Source organism: Aquibacillus halophilus, assembly GCF_009649745.1.
GTDB classification, from domain to species: Bacteria; Bacillota; Bacilli; order Bacillales; family Amphibacillaceae; genus Aquibacillus; species Aquibacillus halophilus.
This window is the reverse complement of sequence record NZ_WJNG01000015.1, coordinates 132,439-155,950: the sequence shown is the minus strand read 5'-3', so window position 1 is coordinate 155,950 and position 23,512 is coordinate 132,439. Positions and strand designations below refer to the sequence as shown.

Below are 23,512 nucleotides of genomic sequence, written 5' to 3'. Positions count from 1 at the left end.
AGGCTTCCTTTCCTCAGGGATTTTAAATGAACTTCTATTGCTTGGAGGTACCCTTTGTGATTAAGGTTTTATCATTATGAAGTAACAGAATAATTTTCTTTCTTTTGCGAGCTATACGCATCTAATGCTGCTTGCAGTGCTTTTCCTGTATGGACAGTAGCCCCATGACGAATCAGTACCGCCTCTAGAGCACCTAGTGTAAACAAAATATTTTCCTGACGACAACTGAATCCCATTGTACCAATTCGCCAAATCTTCCCGTGCAAAGGTCCGAATGAACTAGCGATTTCGATTCCAAATTCATTCAATAACATGCTTCTTACCGATTCAGGATCAACGCCAGTTGGTACAGTAACACACGTAACGGTTGGTAGCTTGCAGTCTCTATTGCCATATAACTCTAACCCCATTGCTTCTAGTCCTGAGATAAGTGCTTCTTCGTGTCGTTTGTGCCTTGCAAAACGCGATTCTAAACCTTCTTCTAGTACAATCCGTAAACCTTCTCGAAGTGCATAGAGCATTGATGTCGCTTCGGTGTGGTGATTTAACCGTCTAGGCCCCCAATAGTCTTGCAGCATACTTATATCAAAATAGTTACTTTTTACAAATGGATGACTCATTCCAATTTCTTTTTGCCTATCTTCCTCTGTTGATATTCCTCGTTCTACTTTCTTTCGACGAGTGATCACTTTCTCGATTCTGTGATTATAGGTGATCGGTGACATCCCAGAAGGTACCGATAAACACTTTTGAGTCCCGCCGACAAGGCCATCAATAAACCATTCATCTACCTTTACATCAACCCCACCGATTGAGGCAACAGCATCGACGATAAGTAGCACATCTAGTGTGCGACAGGCAGCGCCTATTTGATCGAGTGGCTGCATACATCCGGTAGAGGTTTCGCCGTGAACGATAGCTATCAGTTTTGGAGAAACCTTTTTAATTTCTTCTATGATAACCTGCTGGTCAAATACTTCCCCCCAAGTACACTCAATCGTATGAACTTCTGCTCCATACCGCTCACAAATTTCGGTCAGCAAATGGCCAAATCTCCCAAAAATCGGAACTAATACTTTATCACCAGGCTCAATAACACTACATAGTAGCGCTTCTACACCTGACCTTGATGTACCATCTACAGGGAATGCCCACTCGTTAGTAGTTTGAAAGACACTGCGTAACATTTCCATTACTTCATTCATGATGGTAGTAAAGGCAGGGTCAAACTGCCCTAAAATAGGAGTACTCATTGCTCGAAGCACCCGGGGATCTACTTCCACTGGTCCAGGAGTCATGATTGTTCGTATTGGGGTGTTTAATTCAGAGTATGCCATCCTGCGTAATCCTCCTTTTTCAATAAGCTAGTTTATATAAAAATTCTGTTAACATTTCTACGCCGTTTTCCAAGTCTTGTTTATTTGTATATTCCTTCGGTGAGTGACTGATTCCGTTTTTGCTAGGAACAAATAGAAGTGCTGTCGGACAAAAAGTTCCAAAAATTTGTGCATCATGCCCAGCGCCGCTAATTAACCGCTTAAAGGCTATACCTTTTTCGGTCGCTACATGCTTCGATAGCTCTGCTAACTCCGGATCCATCGTAACTGGCTTTGCATCCATCCATTGCTCCATAGTAATAGTCATTCCATTTTTTGCTGCGGTATCATTGAAGAATGATTGGATGATTTTACAATAATGATTTAAAACCTCTTCCTGGTGATGGCGTATATCTAGTGTAAATAATACCTCACCAGCAATAACGTTTGGTACATTTGGTTTTGCTGTTAATTTTCCGACTGTTGCAACAAGATCTGGGTCTAATTCTTTCGCTTTTTCTGTTATATAACTAATTAGCTGTGCAGTAACACTCATTGCATCCTTTCGGTAAGGCATCGGTGTCGTTCCAGCATGATTACTTTCACCAACAACCTGGATAGTAAATCTTTTTTGTCCAACAATGTGACTAACAAGTCCAAGAGATTCCTTATTTTTATCTAGTACAACACCTTGTTCTACATGTACTTCAATAAAACTATCGATATCATTTCGTTTAGGAGATTGATAGGTGTCAGGGTCGAAGCCAGCACGCTTCATCGCCTCTAACAAAGAAATCCCATCTGAATCTTTCACAGTTAGAGCATTAGTTAACGAGTAAATACCGGTGATGTTTCCTGATCCCCAGAAGGTGATTGGAAATCTACTGCCTTCTTCCTCGCATAACGATACTACTTCAATTGTTTTTTTTGGTGCACCATACTTTTTATAAAGTCGTTCCACAGCTATTAAGCTAGCAATAATCCCATATACTCCATCATAGACCCCACCATTAGTAACAGAATCAATATGAGAACCAGTTAGTATTGTTTTGGATTTTTTTTCTGTACCTGTTAATCTTCCAAACAGGTTTCCGACACTATCAAAATAAGTATCTAACCCATTATCGTCCATTTCTTTCCGAAGAGCGTGTTGAGCTTCCACCCATGGTGAAGAATATAATAAACGGTTAACTCCTCCACCATCTGATTGCCCGAAGGAAGCTAGCCATTTTACCATTGATTCGACATCCAGTGTTTTTGTTTCAAATGGTTTAGATTTGATTACCATTCCAGATTCCTCCAATCTTTAGAAAAGTGAATAAGTGCGGTTTACCAATTATAGATACCTTAAGTTTACCAATTGGAGGAAGATACATCATTAGCAATTATGTAGTAAATTTAGTGGATTTTTGTGCAAAGTAAATAAAATTCTAAAAATTGTGATAAAATAATCTACAATCTATTTTCTTAAAACAAGGGGCGAGCTCAGTGAAGGTATCAGAAATCTTAAAAAATCCTGCAATGGAGGGATACAAGATCATTGCGGGGGAGTCTGGCTTAGACAGGGAGGTACTCCATGTTAATATGATGGATGCTCCAGATATTATTAACTTTTTAAAGCCGAATGAATTACTTGTAACAACAGCATACCATTTGAAGGATCAGCCCAATTTAATTATAGAATTGATAGAGGAAATGAATGAGCAAGGCTGTGCTGCATTAGGTATAAAGATAAAACGTTTTTTGCAGGAGATACCCAAAGAAGTTATTGAAGTTGCCGAACGCTTGTCATTTCCCATTATTGAATTACCAGCTCAGTCCTCGCTTGGTGATATAGTGAATCAAACTCTAAGTAGTATCTTAGATAAAAAGACAAATGAATTACGATTTGCGATTGATACACATAAACAGTTCTCCAACCATATTATCAGTGGAAAAGGAATTCCTAAATTATTAAAAAGATTGGCTGATCTGATTAATTTTCCGGTGGTATTGTTAGACCAATATACTAAGCCAATTGCTTCCTCCCATTCCAATCGTAAAATATCACATATTATGGAAACAATGTATTTAAAGGATTCATCTGTTTATTTTCCGAATACATCTTTTTTCACTTTCTCTACACTGCCTGAAAAGGAAACATTCTCTGTATTTTTAGTGAATACCCATCAAAAAAAAGCAGGTTTTCTAATTGTAATCGGTGAAATCAATCCAGCCGACCATTCTGCAACACTGACGATAGAACAGGCGACTAATGTTATTTCATTTGAGCTAATGAAAGAAAATGCATTAATGCAATACACTCGTCGTATAAAAAATGAATTTTTCTTTAATTTTACCGAGGGTAATTTCACTTCTCAGGAAGAAGTTATTAATCGGGCCAAGGAATTTGGCTTAAAAAGTGAACAAAATTATCTATGTGCAGCAGGAAAGCTTGAACAAGGTGATTTCTCAGGTAGTTATACCCAAAATCAGTTGGAGATTGATTCTATCTATGAATACATAGAAGATGAGTTAGTAAGCTTGTCTTTATCAACCCATCTATTTACTAGAGGAGATACCTGTATTCTATTGTATGAAGTGAAGGGATCATCTCAAGACACGACTAATTATGTCCATTCTTCTTTAGAGCTTGTCCAAGCAAAAATTAAAGAACGGTTTGAACGATCTATCTCTTTTGGTGTAAGTAACATATCTCGTAATTTTTTTCATGTAAAGAATGGATTTAAAGAGGCTCATGATGCCCTTCAATCAGGACAACTTTCAGGGCAAACAGGGTTTATTCAAGGGTATCGTACAAAAGATATAATGGAACTTCTTCGTATCATTCCAGCTGTTGATCTAAAGGATTACTATCTTAACGCCTTACAACCACTTCTGGAATTGGGAAAAGACGAGGAACAGACTCTGTTACAAACACTATTTGTATTTCTAGAAACACATTGCCAAATATCTGAAACTGCTAAACGATTATTTGTTCACCGAAATACAGTTGTTTACCGGCTTGATAAGTGTGAAGAACTATTAGGTAGTAAACTAAATGATTCTGAGTTAACGCTACAAATACGTTTAGCTATGAGAATAAAAACGATGCTAGATTTATAGTTTTTCTTAAGTCCCTATATTGTGTAGGGGCTTTTTTCTAAAAGATTGTTGTTTTTGACAGAGTATCTATAGACTGCGACGTAACTTACACACCACTTCGGAAATACACTACGCTTTCCGCGGGCGGCTGTTGAGCCTCCTCGTGCTGCGCACTGTGGGGTCTCATCTATGCCTTTCCATCCCGCAGGAGTCTCCGTGTATTTCCTACGTTGGTATAGTTCTTTGTTTGAGTACTACATTTAAACAAGCAATAACGGCTTTCATGCGAAGAATAACCGCAGGACCTGAATTATCTTCCTAGATCAAAATCGCACTTAGAAAAAGGGTTTGTATTTACTAGGAGTCTACTCATTCTGCCTACACTGGTATTAGTGTTCCTTTGTGAAAAGGACTTTCCCCTTTAACGAAAGCTCTTCTAAGATGTTGAACTACACTACGTATAGGATAGTGATTGGAGCGGAGGGAAGTCGACTCCTGCGTGCGGGAAAAGCGACGGCTGAAAATCCCACAGGAAGCGGTTTTCTTCCGAGAAGCGTTGCCCGCGGAAAGCGACTGCCTGGAGCGCAAATCAACGTAGCAGTTACGTCGCATTTTTCATCAAAAGCAACAAATTATGCGAAAAGAGCCATTAATATAGAAGACGCTTTATGCATTTTGCTTAGTTTTACAGCCGATAATTGTGCATGTTAAATAATGACAATTTTCAGAATAATCTATACCATTGTAAGTAACTAAATTGAAATAATGAGCCAGTATAACTAATCTGAGGGGGGACAGAAAATGGTAACACTAGAAGATCTGAATCGAATTAGCAAAGATGAATTTATAAATCTGTTTGGCGAAGTGTTCGAACATTCCCCTTGGATAGCCAAAAAGGCTGAAGAGTTTCGTCCATTTCAGTCCTTGGATGCTCTTCATAGTCGAATGGTCGAAATTGTTAGGAATGCACCACAGGAAGAAAAATTGGAGCTAATTAGAGCTCACCCAAACTTAGGAGATAAAATTGAGATGAGTGAAGATTCTAGCCAGGAACAACAAGGTGCTGGACTGAAACATCTTACAGAAGAAGAATTTAAGAGCTTCCATTCACTAAACCAAACATATATAGATAAATTTGGTTTTCCGTTTATTTTCGCGGTTAAGGGAAAATACAAAGACGATATTCATCAGGCAATGAAACTAAGAGTAAAAGAATCACCTGCTAATGAATTTAATACAGCGCTTTCCGAAATCTATAAAATTGCTTTATTTCGATTACGAGAAAAAATTTGCTAATTAAGGGAGAGAATCACACGATGACAAATGAAAGAACTATGAATTATGGGAAACAGGATGTTTTTGCTTACCGTACATATATGAAACCACTAACAGGCGTAAGACAGATTCCAGAGTCTGATTTTTCTGGTAATGAAAATGTTGTTTTTGGATTGAATGTCAGTGTCTCTGTTGGTGGTAAACAATTCCTATCTTCATTTACTGAAGGTGATAATTCACTAGTAGTAGCAACTGACTCAATGAAAAACTTCATACAATGGCATTTGGGAAGCTATAAAGGCTCTACAACAGAGGGGTTTCTTGCTTATGTGGCAAAGGCTTTTTTGGAAAGATATCCTCATTTTGAAACTGTTGAAATGACCGGAGAAGAAGTCTCATTTGAACCAGCAACCACGGTGACGGATAATGGGTTAAAACCGAGCAATATAGTCTTTAAGCATTCTAGAAATGAACGAGCACAGGCAAGTACCAAATTCGCTCGGCAAGGACAGGATGTCGAATTGATTAGTCAAAGTAGCTCTTTACTGGATTTGCAGTTAATAAAGGTTGAAGGGAACTCTTTTGTTGGTTATATACGCGATGAATATACAACCCTACCAGAAGATAGTAATCGCCCATTGTTTATCTACTTAAATATTCACTGGCAATATCAAGATGTTCATGAGGCTTATGCAGATGACCCAAAAACATATGTAGCTGCTGAACAAATCAAGGATATCGCCTCATCTGTTTTTCACGAGCTTACAACTCCATCAATTCAAAATTTAATTTATAAAATTGGCTATCGTATTCTAGAAAGATTCCCGCAATTAAAGGATGTCACCTTTGAATCGCAAAATCGCACATGGGAAACAGTTGTTGAAGAAATTCCTAATTCTAAAGGTAAAGTCTATACAGAGCCGCGTCCGCCGTTTGGATTCCAGGTTTTCACTGTTACAAAAGAAGATGTCGAAAGTGAAAAAGAAAAAGAATCGGTAAGCATAGAAAAGTAGGAACAAAGGAGATTTTTTATGTCTGGATTAACGACTCATATATTAGATTCAACTCATGGACAACCTGCATCCAATGTAAAGATAGACTTATATGTTTTAAATGGAAATCAACTAGACCATTTGAAAACAGTCACTACAAACAGTGACGGTCGCTTGGATTATCCATTACTTTCAAAGGAAGAGATCCAACAAGGAAACTATGAGATTGTTTTTCACATTGGCGCCTATTTTAGAGAATTGAATAACGATTTAAAAGAACCACTTTTTTTAGACAGCGTTCCTGTTCGATTTGGTGTTAGTGATAAAGAAGCACATTATCATGTTCCGTTATTGGTATCACCTTGGGGGTACCAGGTGTATCGGGGTAGTTAACCTTAGTTCAAAAAACGAGATAGTCTTAATAAGAGGCTATCTCGTTTTTGAATAGTAAGAAATTATTTGAAAGCGATTGCATATATATGTAGATTTATGTCACAATTTTGTCTATTATAGGAATATATACCAATTATAATAGTGGATAATTAGGACAGAAGGGTCGGAGGCTATTGAAAAAGGCACTTATCATTATTTCTGTGTTCTTTGTTGCTGCATTTGTGGTTAGACAGTTTTCAGAATTGTATGGAAATATTATGCTTGTTTTAACTTTTATAGGAATTATAGGTACTTTATTTCTGCAAAGAAACAAAAAAGATTATTCTGATGTAGTTGCAGAACTTATTAGGGAAGGTAATTTGGAAGATAGCAGCAAATTAAGTGTGATTTCAAAAGAAAGCCCTAGCTTATCCTTCATTATGGAAAAATTCACAACAACGATAAGGGATTTTCAGGAATCTATTGAAGAAATTAAAAAGCTAACCAATGTTGTAATTGAAACTGCAGGTGAATCTTCCGAACAGTCTAAATCAATGACTGAGGTCAATATGACTGTTTCCCGTGGAGCACAACAGCAAGCGGAGGATGCTGATAAAAGTAGCAAATCAACAACAGAACTAGCTGAACAGTTTAAAAATGTTATCAAAGCGATTAATACAATGGAAGAGGGTATTAATGATTTAAAAGAATTAAAAGATCATGGAAATGCTAAATTATCAACAACGGTTGAATCAGGCAATAAAACAAAGGAAGAAATGGTCCATGTCATAAAAATGATCGAGAAATTAAAAGATAGTGTCAACAAGATTAATGGTATAACCTCTGTTATTACTAATATTGCAGCCCAGACAAACCTACTTTCTTTAAATGCAACAATTGAAGCGGCTAGGGCCGGAGAGGCAGGAAAAGGATTTTCAGTTGTCTCTAGTGAAATTAGAAAGCTATCCGATCAAAGTTTTACCTCAGTGGCAGAGATTGATAAAATAATAAGTGAGGTAACAAAAGAATTTAACGAAGTGGTTAATTCAATTCAATCAACCAATCAGAAATTCGAGCTACAGCAACAAACAATCAATGATGTCAGCACAGCCTTTGATAGTATAGATACAAATGTTATTAATCTTATAACGAACCAGAATGAGATGCGCGAGCACATGAATGTTTTAAATGAAGCTAAGGATAACATTATTGACTCTATAATAAGTATTGCTGCAGTTGCTCAGCAATCAGCAGCATCTACACAAGAAGCCGCATCGTTAAGTATGCAACAGGAACAATCCAATGAAATCCTTTTTGACCTGTCTAATACGCTGCAGCAGGTAGTAGGCAATGTAGATGATTCAATTAAAGTCTACAAAATTAATAGAAAAGCGAAGCAAACCAAGCGAATAGCTTTTGTGAGCAATTTAAAACAGGGGCATCCTTTTACTGAAGCAATGATAAACAACGGTCAAAAAACAGCTAGAAAGTACGGTTATGAGTTTATCATTAAGCATTTAGTTGATGTGTCGGATCAAGAGCAATTGACTATTATTAACGAGTTGAAATCAGAAGGACTTGATTATCTGATTATAATACCAGCAAGTCAAAAGAGATTTGCACCAGTGATAGATAAGCTTTTTGAGGAAAATATAAAAACTATTTGTGTTGATACTGATATTTCTAATAGCAAGCGGTTTAGTTTTATTGGTACAGATGACTATGATGCTGGCGTCAATATGGGCAACTTAATTGAAAAGACATTAAAAGGTAAAGGCAACGTTATTTTAAGTGCCATGCATGAAGATCAAGACAATTTGAACATGCGTTTAAAAGGAATCAAAGATGTCCTGGTAAAACACCCTAATATTAAAATTGTTGGAGAGCAAAAAGGACATTACAATCACGAGGATCGTTTAAGAGACCTTGAAAATACAATAAAGAAGAGCTCAGGCTTCGATTTAGTAGCTGGTGTAGACTCTGATTTCGGCGGAGTTATTTATCTTTATTCAAAGAAACATGATAGTACTGATAAAAAATTTATAGGCTTCGATAATACGCCAAACAATATAAACTTTATTAAACAAGGAATTCTAGATGCAGTTATTGCTCAAAGACAACAACTTTTTGCTGAGTTTGCAATTAAAAAAATCTATGATTTAGAAGCAGGAAAGAAAAGCACTAAAGATATAGAGATGCTGAGTACGTATGTGATTAATAAGGCGAATGTAAATGCAGTAAATGGGTAAATAAAGTGGTATTCCTTGGGATTGTAATAACTATGATGTTCCATGTAAATAAGGAAAAGGCAAACTCTACAAAGGAGTTTGCCTTTTCTATTATTCTATTCTAGTAGTCTTTTTCTACGAACATAAAATGCTAAAATCGTTCCAGCAAGTAGTATTATCAAGCCAATAGCCAACCAGTTAAACATTGATGTCGATGTAGCTGGTAAATCTTTATCATCATCAGAGTCTTTATCTTTATCTACATCTACAACATCTGGATTGTCATCATCTTCACCTGAATCATCTTCAGGATCGTTAGTTCCATCTCCGGGATCAGTAGTACCATCACCAGGGTCAGTGGTACCGTCTCCGGGATCGGTAGTGCCATCACCAGGATCAGTTGTAGTATTCGCTTCAAAAACCCCATAAATACTAAAGTGATTAATCTCTACAGTAATGAAACTATCTTCATAAGTGCCACCAACAGTTTCCCATTTACCAGTGACCTTATTATAATAACGAACTTCTAGGTTTTCTGTATCATCTACTTTAGAAGTGTCAACACGGAAAGTTAGTATGACAGGCTCATCAAATTCAATCGTGTCACCGTTATTAATAGTGAGATCCACTATAAAGCTTACAGCATTTTCAGAATCCGTAATGTCTGTTACTTCAGTAACGTTAATAGATACGTCACCATCTGGTAGATTTACAGAAGGAATGGTTACAGTAGTTTCCTTGTTCTTAATTGTTATTTTGACGCCTTTATCCTTTAGAAGTTGAACTTGTTCTGCAGTGAGGTCTACTTGTACTTGATCTTCTTCTTGTACATCAACTACTAGCTCACCAGAATCCTTCACATTATTTATATCATCAGTATTAAGAATTACTTTTCCACTAACTACTTCTGGTTTTGTAACAACTTGAACTGGTTTAGACTCAAAACTTACATTATCAACAAATGCTCTTCCTGCAAAGTCACTCTCAACATCAGCAAATATAAGAATCATATTTCTTAGTTGAGTAGCATCCTCTATACTTGTGATAGTATTTAAATCAATTTTCACCTCATAATGGTATAATCCACTATCCGTTTGTGATGCTGAATCTAGAGCTGTTAAGTCAATTTCAAACGTGTCTGAAGCTTGTGCCCAATACCCAGCATCAGGTGGTTGAGTGGTTAAGTTAATTGAAATCGCCCCTTCCGATGCACGGACAGGATCCAAGTATAGATCAAATGTAACATAGTCATTGTCACCACGAGTTAAATCATCTTTCCAGAAATCTAGACGTGGCGCAGATGCCCAGTCATCGGATGGCTTTACTTCAGGGTATGCAAAATCCCATGAAAGAGCTTTTGAACCGTTTGCTTCTTCAATGGTTAAAGCGTTTTTAACACCTGATTCTGCATGCCATACCCAGCCTTGACGAGTATCATTTTCAAAATCAGATGGGAGAGTTGCTTCACCTAATTCTGCATGTACTATTGGGTTTTCTGGAACTAAACGATTTCCAGATACAGAGATGTTATCTAATGAAACTACATTTGCATTTTCTGTACCTACAAATAGGACAATATTATTCATTGTATTATCATCTGGACTTGAAGCAATTGTTTCTAATGATGGAGAATCTGCTTTAGAAATGGTTAAAACAGCTTTATATGTTCCATCGCCTTGATCAACAAAATCGTCTGGAGTTACTTGAATTGCTCTGGTTGGATTTGCCCATCCAGCAGATGGACCTTGTGGAATAGCTGCAATCGATACGGTTGTTGGTTCATCAACAATTACATCCATTGTCAACTGTTCTGCACCTAATACATCAATTGAGGTCCCCCAGCTATCTGCAGATAGTCTAGCATTCGCCCAGTAGTTTCCTTCACTGACATCATTACTTGTATTTAAACCAGAGATTTGTAAAGCATTATTCTCATTTGTAACTGTTATTTCATTAGGGCTGTCTGCATTCTGTCCAAATCCTTGCGTAGTCCCATCTTCAAAGTCCCAGATTACATCTGAGTAATCTTCTCTAGGAGTACGGTCTATAGGTTCATAGGAAATACCCTTAATACGGGCACGTACGTATTCACCAGATACACTTAACTCTTCAGGCGCCCATACCTGGTCATCTCCTGGGTCTAGATCAGTTGCAGCTTGTTTCCTGAGTTCAAAAGGCATGAAAGAAGCTGATGTTTCGTTTTTATTAGTCAAAGACCAGTTTGTCCAACTAATGTTATTTTCGTTTAAGAAATCAAGCCATACATCTGCTTCATCTAGGAACGGGCCATTGTTACCACTAGCTTCACTAGTTCCCCATTCAGATGAAAATAGTGCGAGACCATTTTCTAAAGCATACCTTGCATTACTCATGACATTTTCTCTATCTGTACTATCTGATGCTGGTGCATGTGTACCAGAATAAAAGTGCACCGTATAAATAGTATTGTCATCTTCAATTGGGTTATCAGCAGCTAAATCTGGGCGTTGGCTCCAGTTTGGACTTCCGACAATGATAAGGTTTTCATTACCATTATCACGAAGCATATTAACAATAGGTTGAGCATAATCTTTTACAGCCTGCCAACCCGCAGCATCGTTAGTCAACCCTGGACCACCATTACTATTGCTACTTGGCTCATTAGCTAACTCATAAATAATATTCGGATCATTAGGATACAAAGTAGAAATATCTTCAAAAAAGTCCATTGCCCCACTGTAAACATCAGCATTTGGATCTCCAGGAGCATGAACATGCCAGTCAACAATTACGTACATATTATTGGCCTTAGCTAATTCGATTCCATCGATTACTCTTTGTTTAATAACATCAGGACTTGTTGCATAACCATCCTCACCAACATACATAGCAAGTCGGATTGCGTTGGAATCCCAATCATTGGCAAGTGCTGAAAAAGCATTTTCATTAAGTATTCCAGGAAACCACTGCAATCCGTGTGTACTCATTCCGCGGAGTTGAATTGGGTTCCCGTTCTTATCACCCAGAGTCATTTGTCCACCAGAATCGACGATTTGTAATGCTCCACCTTCAGACGGTTTTTTTGCAGATCCTACTATTAAATTATCAAAATCTGCCTCTGCTGCACCGACCATCGGCGGGAGCAGTGATCCTAGTAACATTACAATCATTAAAACCGCAAAAAAACGCTTTAACTTGTTTTTTATCAAAATGTAAAACCTCCTCATTATTATGTAATAGTTTTTTCTACTACACCTAAACTAGTAAATTATCTCGCACTTTAAATATCTAAACCCCTCTCTACTAGTAGTTAAATTTCATCACATCCCCAAACGAAAACTTTCGTAACTATTAAGCGCTTACATTGTTCATATTTTCGAAACGTTACAAAGTAATAATAGCAACGCGAATTCTCTCAGTCAACACAATCTGAGGTTATTTATGGAAAGATAGGACAATATTACTGTTTAATTATTTAAAAGTATGTAAATATATTGTCACGAAATGTTTCGTTGATTTGTTAATCTACTAAAAGGTTATTGCAGTCAAACAAAAAAATAGCTATTCTTAATTAAGGTAGATAGTTTTAACGAAAATAGGAAGGTCTAAATATATGAAAAAAACAATTAAAGATATAGCTGAAATGACTGGGGTATCGCCTGGTACGGTGTCCAAGGTGATAAATAATTATTCAGATGTCGGAGAATCGACACGTCGTAAGGTGCAGGAAGCACTAAAAAAGGTAGGATATAGAACAAAACTACACACAAAGAAAAACATTATTGGTGTTATCTATGGAGGAAAAGTTGAATTTAACCATCCTTTCTTTGTTGATGTAATAAATATGTTTAGCAAAGAAATCGGATTTTTAGGTTATGATTTATTGTTTATTTCTCGATTAGTGGACAATAAGGATTATCTCCAAAGGTGCAAAGAGGCTCAGGTGGATGGTTGTATCATTGTTGGTGGAGAGGAATCTGAGCAATCGCTCCAAGAGCTTGATCGAAGTGATATCCCTTGTATTGGTATAGATATAAAGTTAAAAGGTGATAGTTCAAGTTATATAATGACAGATAACATAAATTTGGGGAAAAAGGTGATTGAGCATTTTTATTTGTTAGGACATAGAGAAATTGCCTATATAGGCGGTAGGAAGAGCGCGATGGTTGGTAGTGAGAGAACTTTAGGTTTTCATCGAGCGATGACAGAGTTTGGATTGGATGCACACGAAAAGTGGATAGAACATGGTGATTTTTCGGAAAAAAGTGGTTATCAGGCGATGAAAAAAATTCTATTTCAATCTGATAACATACCTCGCGCTCTTTTTGTGGCATCGGATCTTATGGCCTTTGGTGCAATGGCTGCAATTAAGCAACATGGGTTAAAAATACCTAGTGACATAGCTGTTGTGGGCTGTGATGATATTGAAATTAGTAGATATATAGAGCAACCGTTATCTACAATGAAGCAGGATAAGGATAAAATTGGAAGACTAGCAGCATATATGCTCATTGACCAAATTAATGGTTTTAAGGGCACTAGTTCTGTCATTGTAGATTCAGAATTAGTCATCCGAAACACATGTGGATGAACATGCAGATTATAGAACAATAACGAATCATAGCCTATAATAAAAACAATTTTTGTCGAAATAATTCGTTAAAATGTAGATATTTGTCTTATGTATTAACGAAATACTATTGGGGTATTTGAACAATATGTATATGATAAAAATTGAAGAAACTAATTCTATCCTAATAGAATAGTAGGAAGGTCTTAAAATGAAAAAGACGATTAAAGATATTGCTGAAATGACAGGGGTATCTCCTGGCACGGTTTCTAAGGTTATTAATGGCTATACAGACGTTGGTGAAGAAACTCGCCAAAGAATCCTAGATGTGATGAAACAAGTCGGCTATAAAACGAAAACGAAAGCAAAAAAGAAAGTTATCGGTGTTATCTACGGGGTTAGAGTTGATTTTAATCACCCTTTCTTTGCTGATGTCATTAATACAATTAGTAAAGAAATAGGATTGTTAGGTTATGATTTAATGTTTTTTTCTGGTCAAAAAGATAACGGCCAGAAGAAGACGGATTATTTGCTAAGGTGCAAGGAAGCACAAGTGGATGGATGTATTATTATTGGTGGAGATGAAATTCAACAAGCCGTTCATGAATTGGATCAAAGTGATATCCCTTGTATCGGTATAGATATTAAATTAACTGGTAATTGTTCAGGGTTTGTCATGACAGATAACTTTAATCTAGGCAAAAAAGTCGTCGAGCATTTTTACTTGTTAGGTCATCGTGAAGTTGCATATATTGGTGGATTACAAGCGACACTAGTTGGTAATGAAAGAACACAGGGATTTTTGCAAGCGATGTCCGAATTTGGACTTGAAGTTAATGAAAAATGGGTAGAGCATGGGGATTTTTCGGAACAAAGTGGTTATCAATCCATGAAAAAACTCCTAGCTAAAAGTGGTAACATTCCTAGAGCATTGTTCACTGCCTCAGATCAAATGGCGCTTGGTGCTATTCATGCCATTAAGGAACATGGATTAAAGGTTCCTGAGGATGTAGCAATAATAGGGTGTGATGACATCGAGATTAGCAGATATATTGAACAACCATTATCAACAATGAAACAGGATAAGCAAAAGATAGGCAAGCTTGCAACACATATGATTGTTGATTTAATTAATGGTGTTATGGGTTCTAGTTCGGTAATTGTTGATTCTGAGTTAGTTATAAGGAGTTCTTGTGGAGCAAAATTAATTAAAAAAGAATTTTAATATTATAACAAAAGACTAACTACACAACTAGTTAGTCTTTTGTTATAGATTTTTCGTGAGTACGTTTAAAGTACCTGAATTTTCGAGTAGTGTTCAAAAAATAAGCTATAGTCTAAGCATTTTTTGCATACTTTCGGTGAATCTTAATAAATTAGAAGGTGTGTGTTTATATTTTTTATTGAGTATAGTATCATAGGATAAATTGTCTAAATTATCAGTGTATAATATATATAAAGTAGGTGGGCTCATTATGGAAGAGAAAGAATTGGAATTATTGGAGCTTTTAGAGACAAATGGACGGCTCGAGGTTGAAACCATTGCAACAATGATGGAGTTAACTGTTAACGAAACAAAAGATATGATAGAAAAGTTAGAAAAGGAATATGCTATCCTTGGCTACTCAGCAATAATCAATTGGTCGAATGTTTTAGAATATGAAGGAGTTACAGCCATGATTGATGTAAAAGTAACTCCTGTTCGAGGATTAGGATTTGATAAGATTGCAGAGCGAATTTACCGATTCCCGGAAGTGAAAGCAGTTTATCTTATGTCAGGTGCTTACGATTTATCTGTATCTGTTGAAGGGAAAACAATGATTGAAATTAGCCGTTTTGTTTCTGATAAATTATCAACGCTGGATACAGTAATATCAACCACCACTCATTTTGTATTAAAAAAATATAAACATGATGGTGTTATTTTTGATGATGATGATGAGGATAAAAGAATTCCGGTGTCACCATGAGTCATTCAACCAAAAATTCACACCTCTCAACTACAGTGGCGAATTTGAAGCCATCAGGCATTCGTCGTTTTTTTGATTTAGCAGCAAATATGGATAATGTCATTTCATTGGGAGTTGGTGAGCCTGACTTTGTTACTCCTTGGAATGTGATAGAGGCTAGTTATCATTCGTTAGAACAAGGTTACACAGCCTACACCGCTAATGCGGGAATGATCGAGCTCCGTCAAGAAATTAGTAACTATTTAAAGCATAGATATTTTGTTGACTATAATCCTGATAATCAAGTTATTGTAACTGTAGGTGCAAGTCAGGGAATCGACTTAGCTTTGCGGGCGTTAATAAATCCTGGGGAAGAAGTTATTGTGATCGAGCCTGGCTTCGTCTCTTATGCTCCAGCAGTAACGCTAGCTGGAGGGGATCCGATAATTATTAATACTAAACCAGAGCATGAATTCAAGCTACAACCGGAACAAATTGAAGATGCAATTTCAGAAAAGACAAAAGCGATTATCTTGTGTAGCCCTAATAATCCCACAGGATCCGTATTGACAAAGGAAGAATTGATTAAAATTGCTGCTGTGATAGAAAAGCATGACTTAATTGTATTATCCGATGAGATATATGCAGAACTAACCTATGATGAAGATTTCACAAGCTTTGCTTTCATCAAAGGGATGAAAGAGCGTACGATTCTCATATCCGGCTTTTCCAAAGCGTTTGCAATGACTGGGTGGAGATTAGGTTATGCGACTGGGCCGAGAGAAATTATCGAGGCAATGGTCAAAATTCACCAATATACGATGATGTGTGCGCCAACAATGGCCCAGCACGGGGCGTTAGAGGCTTTGAAAAATGGTCAAAAAAGTGTTCTCGATATGAAAAAGAGCTATCGTCAAAGAAGAAATTTTGTTGTTAACTCCTTAAAAGAAATGGGTCTGGACTGTCATTTGCCTGGTGGTGCCTTTTATGTATTCCCTTCAATTAAATCAACAGGATTATCTTCAGAGGAATTTGCTGAACAGCTATTAAGAAAAGAAAGAGTAGCAGTTGTACCAGGTAACGTATTTGGTTCTACCGGTGAAGGGTATATACGGTGTTCTTATGCAGCGTCATTAAAGCAATTAGATGAAGCAATGAAACGAATTAAAAAGTTTATAAATGAATTGTAAGAGCTAAACCAAAAATCCTTTAGAAATAAGAGGGTTTTTGGTTTTCTTTTTGCCCGATTTACATGAAGAAAATGATATAATAATAGCAAATATATAGGGTTTGAATACATACTTTATGCGTGGGTAGCCCAATCTATAGTGCCCAGATAGGAGGCCATAATGAAATCAACAAATCATATCAAAACAGATATCGAAATAGCCAATCAAGCAAAAATGAAACCAATCAGTGAAATTGCCGGCATGTTAGATTTGCATGAAGACGAATGGGAACCATATGGACACTATAAAGCTAAACTTTCTCTTGATGTGCTAGATCGACTCGATTCTAAACCTGATGGTAAAGTCATTTTGGTAACGTCAATTAATCCAACACCAGCTGGTGAAGGGAAATCAACGGTCACAGTAGGTTTAGGGCAAGCATTAAATAAACTAGGTGAAAAAGCTGTTATTGCGTTAAGAGAACCTTCCCTAGGTCCAACAATGGGCTTAAAGGGCGGGGCAAGTGGTGGCGGGTACGCACAAGTAATGCCAATGGAAGAAATAAATTTACACTTCACTGGAGATATCCATGCGATTACGACTGCCAATAATGCGTTAGCCGCTTTCATAGACAATCATATCCATCAAGGAAACGAACGTGAAATCGATCCGCGTAAGGTCGTATGGAAAAGAGTGGTTGACCTTAATGACCGAGCGCTAAGGCAAGTGATTGTAGGTTTGGGTGGGTCTTTAAATGGTGTACCTCGAGAAGATGGGTTTACGATTACTGTTGCGTCCGAGATTATGGCAATCTTATGCTTGGCAAAAGATCTAGAAGATATGAAGGGAAGGATTGCAAAAATAGTTGTTGGTTATAAAATAAACAACCAGCCTGTAACAGTTAGAGATTTAGGGGTAGAGGGTGCATTAACGCTTTTATTAAAAGAGGCAATTAAGCCGAACCTTGTGCAGACTTTGGAGAATACACCAGCAATTATCCATGGCGGTCCCTTTGCGAACATCGCTCACGGATGCAATAGCGTAATCGCAACTAAAATGGCTAGTAAGCTTGGAGATTATGTCGTAACTGAGGCTGGTTTTGGTGCAGACCTTGGTGCTGAAAAATTTCTTAATATTAAAGCGCCGTCTGCAAACATAAAGCCTGAAGCAGTTGTGATCGTTGCAACAATCAGGGCATTGAAAATGCATGGTGGAGTAAATAAGGAAGAGCTAGCAGAAGAAAACCTAGTTGGTTTAGAGGCTGGAATGGCTAATTTACAGAAACATATCGAAACAATTCAATCCTTTGGTCTTCCTTTTGTAGTGGCGATCAATCGTTTTCATGCAGATAGCGAGGCAGAAATAGCCTATGTCAAAAAGTGGTGTGAAAATAACCAGGTAGAAGTCGCCCTCTCTGACGTTTGGGCAAATGGTGGAGAAGGTGGTATGGATTTAGCTCGTACGCTTTTAAGTGCAATCGAGGTACAACCCAATAATTACCGACCGCTATATAATGAAAGTGAACCAATTGTTACTAAAATCGAAAAAATTGCTAAACAGGTGTATGGTGCAACCAAGGTTGAATTTACTGCAGACGCTAAAAAGCAACTGATTGAGTTTAATAAACTGGGTTGGGGGAACCTGCCTGTATGTATGGCTAAAAGTCAGTATTCATTATCGGATAATCCTGAATTGCTAGGAAGACCCGAAAACTTTACTATTACAGTCAGGGAATTACGCCCGTCGATTGGTGCGGGATTTATTGTTGCTTTAACTGGAGCTGTAATGACGATGCCAGGCTTACCGAAGAATCCAGCCGCCCTGAAAATGGATGTAGATAAAGATGGGAATGCAATAGGTTTGTTCTAAATTCTGAACTGCAGGTATCTACTATTATAAATAATTTTTGTGAAAAAGATTGTTGTTTTTGGCACAATATCTAGCGAACTACGACGTAACTGCTATGTTGATTTGCGCTCCGGGCAGTCGCTTTCCGCGGGCAACGCTTCAACTTCCTCGGAAGAATACCACTTCCTGCGGGATTTTCAGCCGTCGCTTTTCCCGCAGGAGTCGACTGCCCTCCGCTCCAATCAACCATAATATAAGAGTAAACAGCTGTTGTGTTATTGAAGTTATTAAACACAACATTATACTACGTGAAGATAATCAAAGACTACTCAAAAATACAATCGTTTCTTCGAGAGAGTAGTTATATTTCATGTAATAAACGTTTCATGGTGTTGTATCTCACTTGAACAGAAAGCTACTTTAGCTGTGGAAAAATGCGAGACTCCTATGGGAAAGGAACAGTCCGAAGATCCCACAGTGAGCGCTTTTTGGGCCTGCGATTACTCGCCCCATCGAAAACATTTGCTCGCGAGGAAGCTAAGGCGTTCCCCATGGAAAGCGAGTGTTTTTCAACAGCGCTGATTAAGCACTAATCTTATAAAGGTGGAAAAGAAACAGTTACGTTGGATTTAACATCGACTGCGAAGCAGCAAGACTTACGAAAAGGTCCTAAATTAATAATAAAACCGCCCTTGTTTAGGGCGGTTTAGAACTATTATTCAATTACGTAGTCAACTTCATCATCTTTCCGTTTGTATTTAATGTGGAAGTCTAATCCATCAAAATACCAAACATCAGAATTCTCTACATAAAATGTTACGCCCATTGATTCTGTTTGGACAGCTGGGTTATTAGGTTCATCATTAGAAATTGCTAGAGAGAAACCACTTACTATTCCACCGTGACCTCCGTATCGCACATAAAAACGAACGAAATCCCCTTCTTCTAAATTCATTTCATCTATATACCACTTAGCAGCAGGCTGAGTAATTGACATTTCCATGTTGTTATACCCCCTCAAATAAACTGTTATAAAAATTCCTAATGTAGAATTATTTTAATGTATTAAGAAAAAAATTCAATAATATTGCTGATTAGTTTATATAGTACCCTTTAATAATAGAATGAAACAAAAAGGTGTTAGTCTTTGTACCTAATAGAAAATAGTACAATACTACCTATTGTCAAATAATTTTGAGTATTAAACCATTATATTCAGGCATTAATACCTATGTTAATGTATATTTATTTACTAATATACATTTTTACCAAAATGCAACAAAATAAATAGTCTTATTGATGGATTACGTAACTTGCTGTCGTAATCTATGATGATAACAAGAGATCAGTCGGAAAAAGTAAATATTCTGAATCTCGATAAAGGCAAAACTGGCGAAAGTCAGTGACGCAAAACTATAGGGGCTTAGGTGAATCGTTCACCATGCTAGCCAGTTACCGAAAGATCAGGGAGTAGTTTTTTCTACAAGGAATGATAATCCAACCAGAAAGCACTTCAAGATACTATCATTCTAAGTAAAAAGCTATAAGTACTAACCCCCCTTTCGGTAAAGGCGGGGTTATTTTTTATTCAATTAATTGGAGGTGAATCTTTGAAGCTAGTAAACCTGAGTACAAACGAAACGGTCGCAACGAACATTAAGCGAGCTTATACCTTTTTAAAAAGATTAAAAGGGTTAATGTTTACAAAAAAGCTCCACTCAGATACTGGTTTACACATTAAACCCTGCCGGTCCGTTCATACGTTTTTCATGAAATACGCCATCGATGTTTTGTATCTTGATGTAGGCAACCAAGTCATAGCTATTGATGAGTCAATGGTTCCTGGTAAGGTGGGAAAGCTTTACAAGGATGCAACTTCAGTTATCGAGTTACCAGCTGGGTCAGTCACAGAAAATAAAATTGAAATTGGTCATAAACTAAATTTTGTATATTAAAAGGAGAGATTCATGATGATGAACAAATTAAAAGGATTAGTAGTAGAAGAGCAAGGACAAGGTATGACTGAGTACGCACTTATTTTAGGAGTATTGGCAATTGGTGTTGTAGCAGTTCTAATAACTCTTGGTGATACAATTGTAGCTAAGTTCCAAGAAGTAGTTGCAAATCTTAACGGTACTGCTTCAGGATCTTAATATTGGTAAGAAAAAGCTGAAGGGAGGGCGAGAATTTGATATTAGATATACTGTTGTTTAGTATGTTAGTCATTTGTGTTGTTACAGATCTAAGAACTAGAAAAATTTTCAACAAAATTATCTTCCCCTCGTTGATACTCGCCCTCCTTTTCAATGCTTTTTTATTAGGTTGGCCCGGTCTCATTAGTAGCTTACTTGGTTTTTTGACCGGACTAGCCATTCTTTTGATTCCGTATCTGTTGGGCGGCATGGGTGCAGGTGATGTTAAACTTTTGGCAGTTGTTGGTGCAATTAAAGGTACCTCATTTGTATTAGTGACTACTGTTTATATGGCAGTTGCAGGTGGAATAATCGCGATCGGTTTCCTGTTATTTAGAAAAGGAGTTTTTAAACGATTAAAATCGATATTCTATTCTTTATGCGGCATCAGATATGGTTTGAAAATACCGGTTGCTTCTGACGGTTTGCATACAACAATCCCATATGGAGTTGCAATTGCCGGTGGTGCTGTAATGGCTTTTGTTCTTAATGGAGTGATCCTATTATGAAGCGGGATGAAAGAGGTCAATCGATTGTCGAATTTGCCTTGGTATTACCTCTGCTCCTTTTTTTATTAGTAGGTATGCTGGATTTTGGTCGAATACTCTATTCCTATTCAGCTCTCCATTTTACAGCACAAGAAACTGTTCGACTTGGCGGTTTTGGTAGAGATGATGCGGCTATCATCCAATTTGCTCGAGATAATTTTACTGCCGGAGACTCAGCATTGTTAGAGGTAGATATTACACCTGGACAAAGCTTGCGAGCATCTGGGGATTATGTAACCGTATCGTTAACTTATCCAATTCAATCGATGACACCAATTATTAACGACGTACTCCCGAGTGATTTCTCCCTAAGAGTCAATTCAACGATTCGTATAGAATGAGGGATAAAAATTGAAAAGAATAAGTGATTTCTTAAAGAAGCAAACAGGTGATGCGTTGGTTCTTGTTTCTTTATCGTTTGTAGGGTTACTTGCAATGGCTGGCTTGGTTATAGACGGTGGGACGCTTTATATGACTAAAGCACATCTGCAAAAGGTTGCTAATGCGGCAGCTCTTTCTGGTGCGCAAGAGCTCACATCAGAGGATGAAACTCGTGTTCAACGTATTGTTGATGATATTATAGCTTACCACGATGAGTCACCATCATTAGAATATGTGAATATTACCCTAGATAAGAGTGTTGCAGTTGGTCTTGAGAAACATGTTGAATTAGTGTTTTCTAGTTTGTTTGGATTCAATACCGTAGATGTTGATGTTCGTGGAACTGCACGGTTAGGTGTCATGGGTCGAGCAATAGGGGCTGCTCCTCTAGGAATTAATGAATCTATTGCACTGGATTATGGGACAGAATACAAGCTTAAAGTTGACTCTGATGAGGTTGATACAGGAAATTTTGGGGTGCTAGCTCTAGAAGGTCCTGGTGCGAACACATATGAAGATAATTTACGCTACGGTTTTCAAGAGGAATTGAAGGTTGGCGATGTCGTTGATACACAAACCGGTAATATAGCAGGGAAAACAATATCAGTTATTGATGAACTAGTAAACAGCTGTAATGATATTAATGATCGTGATTGTAGACGAATTTTATTAGTTCCCGTCTATAGACCATATCAACAGGACACGAATCAAATGAAACAAATAGAGATTACTGGTTTTGCATACTTTTATATTACTGAACCTATGGCACATAATGATACAGCCATTACTGGTAAATTTATTGAACGAGCCGATACAGGATTTGAAGATCTTAATGCAGCAGTAAAAGGTGCTTATACTATTAGACTAGCAGAGTAGGTGGGAAAAATGCGATCACGAGTTATTTTTCTTTTAGCAATAATTATGGCAGGAATTACTACCTTTCTTTTCTATAATTATATGAATCAAACAGAAACAAAAGGTCTCACTGAGGAAGTAAAGATGACCAACGTAGTGGTTGCAAAGAATGAAATTAAGGAAAACCAAACAATTACCGCAGAAATGCTTGAACTTAAACAGGTGGCTGATGAGGGTGTTCATCCATCTACCCTAAAAGACCTTCAGGAAGCGGAGGGGAAGTTTTCGTTAACTACGATTGTAGCAGGAGAAGTAATTCTGTCACACCGGTTACAGGCTGAGAAAGAAGAAACAATACTTATCTCACGCAAGGTGCAGGATGGAAAACGGGCTGTAACTGTAGGCGTAAACATTGTTCAGTCGGTCGCGAATTTAATAGATCCAGAAGATAATGTTGATATCCTCTTTACCGAGATTGTGAAAGAAGAAAATATAGAAGAAGTCAAGTCTCTATTGCTCTTCGAAAAGGTTCGTGTGTTAGCGATTGGAAGAAAAATGATGCCAGAGTCTAATAGTCGTGAACAATACGTGGAATATAGTTCTATCACAGTTGAACTCAACCCAGATGACGCAATGGAACTAGTTAATGCTTCTACAAAAGGAAACTTACATTTTACGGTACATTCAAGTATCCTCCCATCAAACAATTCAGAGTAGTAATGACAATACGGACCAGGCGTAGTTAAGGAGGGGA

22 protein-coding genes and 1 riboswitch are annotated in these 23,512 nt (G+C 37.3%); of the genes, 17 read left to right on the top strand and 5 right to left on the bottom strand.

Annotated features, from left to right (window positions below; all coding sequences use genetic code 11):
* Window positions 1–74 precede the first annotated feature (74 nt).
* Window positions 75–1,337, bottom strand: coding sequence for a pyridoxal-phosphate-dependent aminotransferase family protein (locus GH741_RS16975; RefSeq protein ID WP_153737941.1), 1,263 nt, complete (start codon window positions 1,335–1,337; stop codon window positions 75–77).
* Between the two features lie 19 nt (window positions 1,338–1,356).
* Entirely contained in the window at window positions 1,357–2,604 is a 1,248-nt protein-coding gene (gene allC / locus GH741_RS16970) for an allantoate deiminase (protein ID WP_153737940.1), read from the bottom strand.
* A 200-nt stretch (window positions 2,605–2,804) separates the two neighbouring features.
* Between allC and GH741_RS16965 the strand changes: the two genes are divergently transcribed.
* From GH741_RS16965 to GH741_RS16950, 6 genes are all read left to right on the top strand, one after another.
* On the top strand, window positions 2,805–4,421 hold the full coding sequence (locus tag GH741_RS16965) for a PucR family transcriptional regulator (RefSeq protein WP_338079540.1): 1,617 nt from the start codon (window positions 2,805–2,807) through the stop codon (window positions 4,419–4,421).
* A gap of 420 nt (window positions 4,422–4,841) precedes the next feature.
* Window positions 4,842–5,111 carry a hypothetical protein gene (locus GH741_RS21675; protein WP_170287653.1) on the top strand — a complete coding sequence of 90 codons (270 nt, stop codon included), beginning with the start codon at window positions 4,842–4,844 and terminating at the stop codon, window positions 5,109–5,111.
* A gap of 90 nt (window positions 5,112–5,201) precedes the next feature.
* The gene (gene uraD, locus GH741_RS21670; protein WP_170287655.1) at window positions 5,202–5,696 is read left to right on the top strand and encodes a 2-oxo-4-hydroxy-4-carboxy-5-ureidoimidazoline decarboxylase; all 495 of its coding nucleotides are present in this window, start codon (window positions 5,202–5,204) and stop codon (window positions 5,694–5,696) included.
* Between the two features lie 20 nt (window positions 5,697–5,716).
* The gene (pucL, locus tag GH741_RS16960) at window positions 5,717–6,688 is read left to right on the top strand and encodes a factor-independent urate hydroxylase (protein WP_170287654.1); all 972 of its coding nucleotides are present in this window, start codon (window positions 5,717–5,719) and stop codon (window positions 6,686–6,688) included.
* 18 nt (window positions 6,689–6,706) lie between these two features.
* On the top strand, window positions 6,707–7,060 hold the full coding sequence (gene uraH, locus GH741_RS16955; protein WP_153737939.1) for a hydroxyisourate hydrolase: 354 nt from the start codon (window positions 6,707–6,709) through the stop codon (window positions 7,058–7,060).
* A gap of 173 nt (window positions 7,061–7,233) precedes the next feature.
* The gene (locus tag GH741_RS16950) at window positions 7,234–9,288 is read left to right on the top strand and encodes a substrate-binding domain-containing protein (protein WP_153737938.1); all 2,055 of its coding nucleotides are present in this window, start codon (window positions 7,234–7,236) and stop codon (window positions 9,286–9,288) included.
* Between the two features lie 95 nt (window positions 9,289–9,383).
* Here the strand turns inward: GH741_RS16950 and GH741_RS16945 are convergent, their stop codons facing one another.
* A complete protein-coding gene (locus tag GH741_RS16945) occupies window positions 9,384–12,455 on the bottom strand; it encodes a carbohydrate-binding domain-containing protein (RefSeq protein WP_153737937.1) in 3,072 nt (1,023 codons plus the stop codon).
* Window positions 12,456–12,859: 404 nt separating this feature from the next.
* Between GH741_RS16945 and GH741_RS16940 the strand changes: the two genes are divergently transcribed.
* The 5 genes from GH741_RS16940 (at window position 12,860) to GH741_RS16920 (ending at window position 18,803) form a co-directional block, all read left to right on the top strand.
* Window positions 12,860–13,837: a LacI family DNA-binding transcriptional regulator gene (locus GH741_RS16940; RefSeq protein WP_153737936.1), complete on the top strand. Its 978-nt coding sequence runs from the start codon at window positions 12,860–12,862 to the stop codon at window positions 13,835–13,837.
* A gap of 190 nt (window positions 13,838–14,027) precedes the next feature.
* Window positions 14,028–15,041 (top strand): LacI family DNA-binding transcriptional regulator, encoded by a 1,014-nt coding sequence (locus GH741_RS16935; RefSeq protein ID WP_153737935.1) that lies wholly within the window; start codon window positions 14,028–14,030, stop codon window positions 15,039–15,041.
* Window positions 15,042–15,291: 250 nt separating this feature from the next.
* Window positions 15,292–15,786: an Lrp/AsnC family transcriptional regulator gene (locus GH741_RS16930; RefSeq protein ID WP_153737934.1), complete on the top strand. Its 495-nt coding sequence runs from the start codon at window positions 15,292–15,294 to the stop codon at window positions 15,784–15,786.
* Complete coding sequence (locus GH741_RS16925) at window positions 15,783–16,955, top strand: aminotransferase (protein WP_153737933.1); 1,173 nt, start codon at window positions 15,783–15,785, stop codon at window positions 16,953–16,955. The genes GH741_RS16930 and GH741_RS16925 overlap by 4 nt, the downstream gene beginning before the upstream one ends.
* Window positions 16,956–17,114: 159 nt before the next feature.
* Window positions 17,115–18,803 (top strand): formate--tetrahydrofolate ligase, encoded by a 1,689-nt coding sequence (locus GH741_RS16920; RefSeq protein WP_153737932.1) that lies wholly within the window; start codon window positions 17,115–17,117, stop codon window positions 18,801–18,803.
* A gap of 70 nt (window positions 18,804–18,873) precedes the next feature.
* Here the strand turns inward: GH741_RS16920 and GH741_RS16915 are convergent, their stop codons facing one another.
* Together GH741_RS16915 and GH741_RS16910 are read right to left on the bottom strand one after the other, a co-directional pair.
* Window positions 18,874–19,077: a hypothetical protein gene (locus GH741_RS16915; RefSeq protein ID WP_153737931.1), complete on the bottom strand. Its 204-nt coding sequence runs from the start codon at window positions 19,075–19,077 to the stop codon at window positions 18,874–18,876.
* 420 nt (window positions 19,078–19,497) lie between these two features.
* Complete coding sequence (locus GH741_RS16910) at window positions 19,498–19,785, bottom strand: HesB/YadR/YfhF family protein (RefSeq protein WP_153737930.1); 288 nt, start codon at window positions 19,783–19,785, stop codon at window positions 19,498–19,500.
* A 369-nt stretch (window positions 19,786–20,154) separates the two neighbouring features.
* A riboswitch (cyclic di-GMP riboswitch) is annotated at window positions 20,155–20,242 on the top strand.
* A gap of 150 nt (window positions 20,243–20,392) precedes the next feature.
* Here GH741_RS16910 and GH741_RS16905 point away from each other — a divergent pair.
* Genes GH741_RS16905 through cpaB form a run of 6 tightly spaced genes read left to right on the top strand, consistent with a single transcriptional unit; the run spans window position 20,393 to window position 23,475 of the window.
* Window positions 20,393–20,737, top strand: a complete 345-nt coding sequence (locus GH741_RS16905; protein ID WP_153737929.1) for a DUF192 domain-containing protein — start codon at window positions 20,393–20,395, stop codon at window positions 20,735–20,737.
* Window positions 20,738–20,752: 15 nt separating this feature from the next.
* Window positions 20,753–20,935 carry a Flp family type IVb pilin gene (locus GH741_RS16900; protein ID WP_153737928.1) on the top strand — a complete coding sequence of 61 codons (183 nt, stop codon included), beginning with the start codon at window positions 20,753–20,755 and terminating at the stop codon, window positions 20,933–20,935.
* Window positions 20,936–20,970: 35 nt separating this feature from the next.
* The gene (locus tag GH741_RS16895; RefSeq protein WP_153737927.1) at window positions 20,971–21,483 is read left to right on the top strand and encodes an A24 family peptidase; all 513 of its coding nucleotides are present in this window, start codon (window positions 20,971–20,973) and stop codon (window positions 21,481–21,483) included.
* Entirely contained in the window at window positions 21,480–21,863 is a 384-nt protein-coding gene (locus GH741_RS16890; RefSeq protein WP_153737926.1) for a TadE/TadG family type IV pilus assembly protein, read from the top strand. The genes GH741_RS16895 and GH741_RS16890 overlap by 4 nt, the downstream gene beginning before the upstream one ends.
* A 10-nt stretch (window positions 21,864–21,873) precedes the next feature.
* Window positions 21,874–22,779 carry a pilus assembly protein TadG-related protein gene (locus tag GH741_RS16885; protein WP_153737925.1) on the top strand — a complete coding sequence of 302 codons (906 nt, stop codon included), beginning with the start codon at window positions 21,874–21,876 and terminating at the stop codon, window positions 22,777–22,779.
* Window positions 22,780–22,788: 9 nt separating this feature from the next.
* Window positions 22,789–23,475, top strand: coding sequence for a Flp pilus assembly protein CpaB (gene cpaB, locus GH741_RS16880; protein ID WP_153737924.1), 687 nt, complete (start codon window positions 22,789–22,791; stop codon window positions 23,473–23,475).
* Window positions 23,476–23,512: the final 37 nt, after the last annotated feature.

Excerpts from the sequence above, each read along its gene's own strand:
- GH741_RS16900 (WP_153737928.1), top strand. The coding sequence starts at position 20,753 with ATGATGAACAAATTAAAAGGATTAGTAGTAGAAGAGCAAGGACAAGGT.
- GH741_RS16975 (WP_153737941.1), bottom strand. The coding sequence starts at position 1,337 with ATGGCATACTCTGAATTAAACACCCCAATACGAACAATCATGACTCCT.
- GH741_RS16930 (WP_153737934.1), top strand. The coding sequence starts at position 15,292 with ATGGAAGAGAAAGAATTGGAATTATTGGAGCTTTTAGAGACAAATGGA.
- GH741_RS16910 (WP_153737930.1), bottom strand. The coding sequence starts at position 19,785 with ATGGAAATGTCAATTACTCAGCCTGCTGCTAAGTGGTATATAGATGAA.
- uraH (WP_153737939.1), top strand. The coding sequence starts at position 6,707 with ATGTCTGGATTAACGACTCATATATTAGATTCAACTCATGGACAACCT.
- pucL (WP_170287654.1), top strand. The coding sequence starts at position 5,717 with ATGACAAATGAAAGAACTATGAATTATGGGAAACAGGATGTTTTTGCT.
- GH741_RS16935 (WP_153737935.1), top strand. The coding sequence starts at position 14,028 with ATGAAAAAGACGATTAAAGATATTGCTGAAATGACAGGGGTATCTCCT.
- GH741_RS16940 (WP_153737936.1), top strand. The coding sequence starts at position 12,860 with ATGAAAAAAACAATTAAAGATATAGCTGAAATGACTGGGGTATCGCCT.
- GH741_RS16920 (WP_153737932.1), top strand. The coding sequence starts at position 17,115 with ATGAAATCAACAAATCATATCAAAACAGATATCGAAATAGCCAATCAA.
- GH741_RS16925 (WP_153737933.1), top strand. The coding sequence starts at position 15,783 with ATGAGTCATTCAACCAAAAATTCACACCTCTCAACTACAGTGGCGAAT.
- GH741_RS21675 (WP_170287653.1), top strand. The coding sequence starts at position 4,842 with ATGTTGAACTACACTACGTATAGGATAGTGATTGGAGCGGAGGGAAGT.
- GH741_RS16890 (WP_153737926.1), top strand. The coding sequence starts at position 21,480 with ATGAAGCGGGATGAAAGAGGTCAATCGATTGTCGAATTTGCCTTGGTA.
- cpaB (WP_153737924.1), top strand. The coding sequence starts at position 22,789 with ATGCGATCACGAGTTATTTTTCTTTTAGCAATAATTATGGCAGGAATT.
- uraD (WP_170287655.1), top strand. The coding sequence starts at position 5,202 with ATGGTAACACTAGAAGATCTGAATCGAATTAGCAAAGATGAATTTATA.
- allC (WP_153737940.1), bottom strand. The coding sequence starts at position 2,604 with ATGGTAATCAAATCTAAACCATTTGAAACAAAAACACTGGATGTCGAA.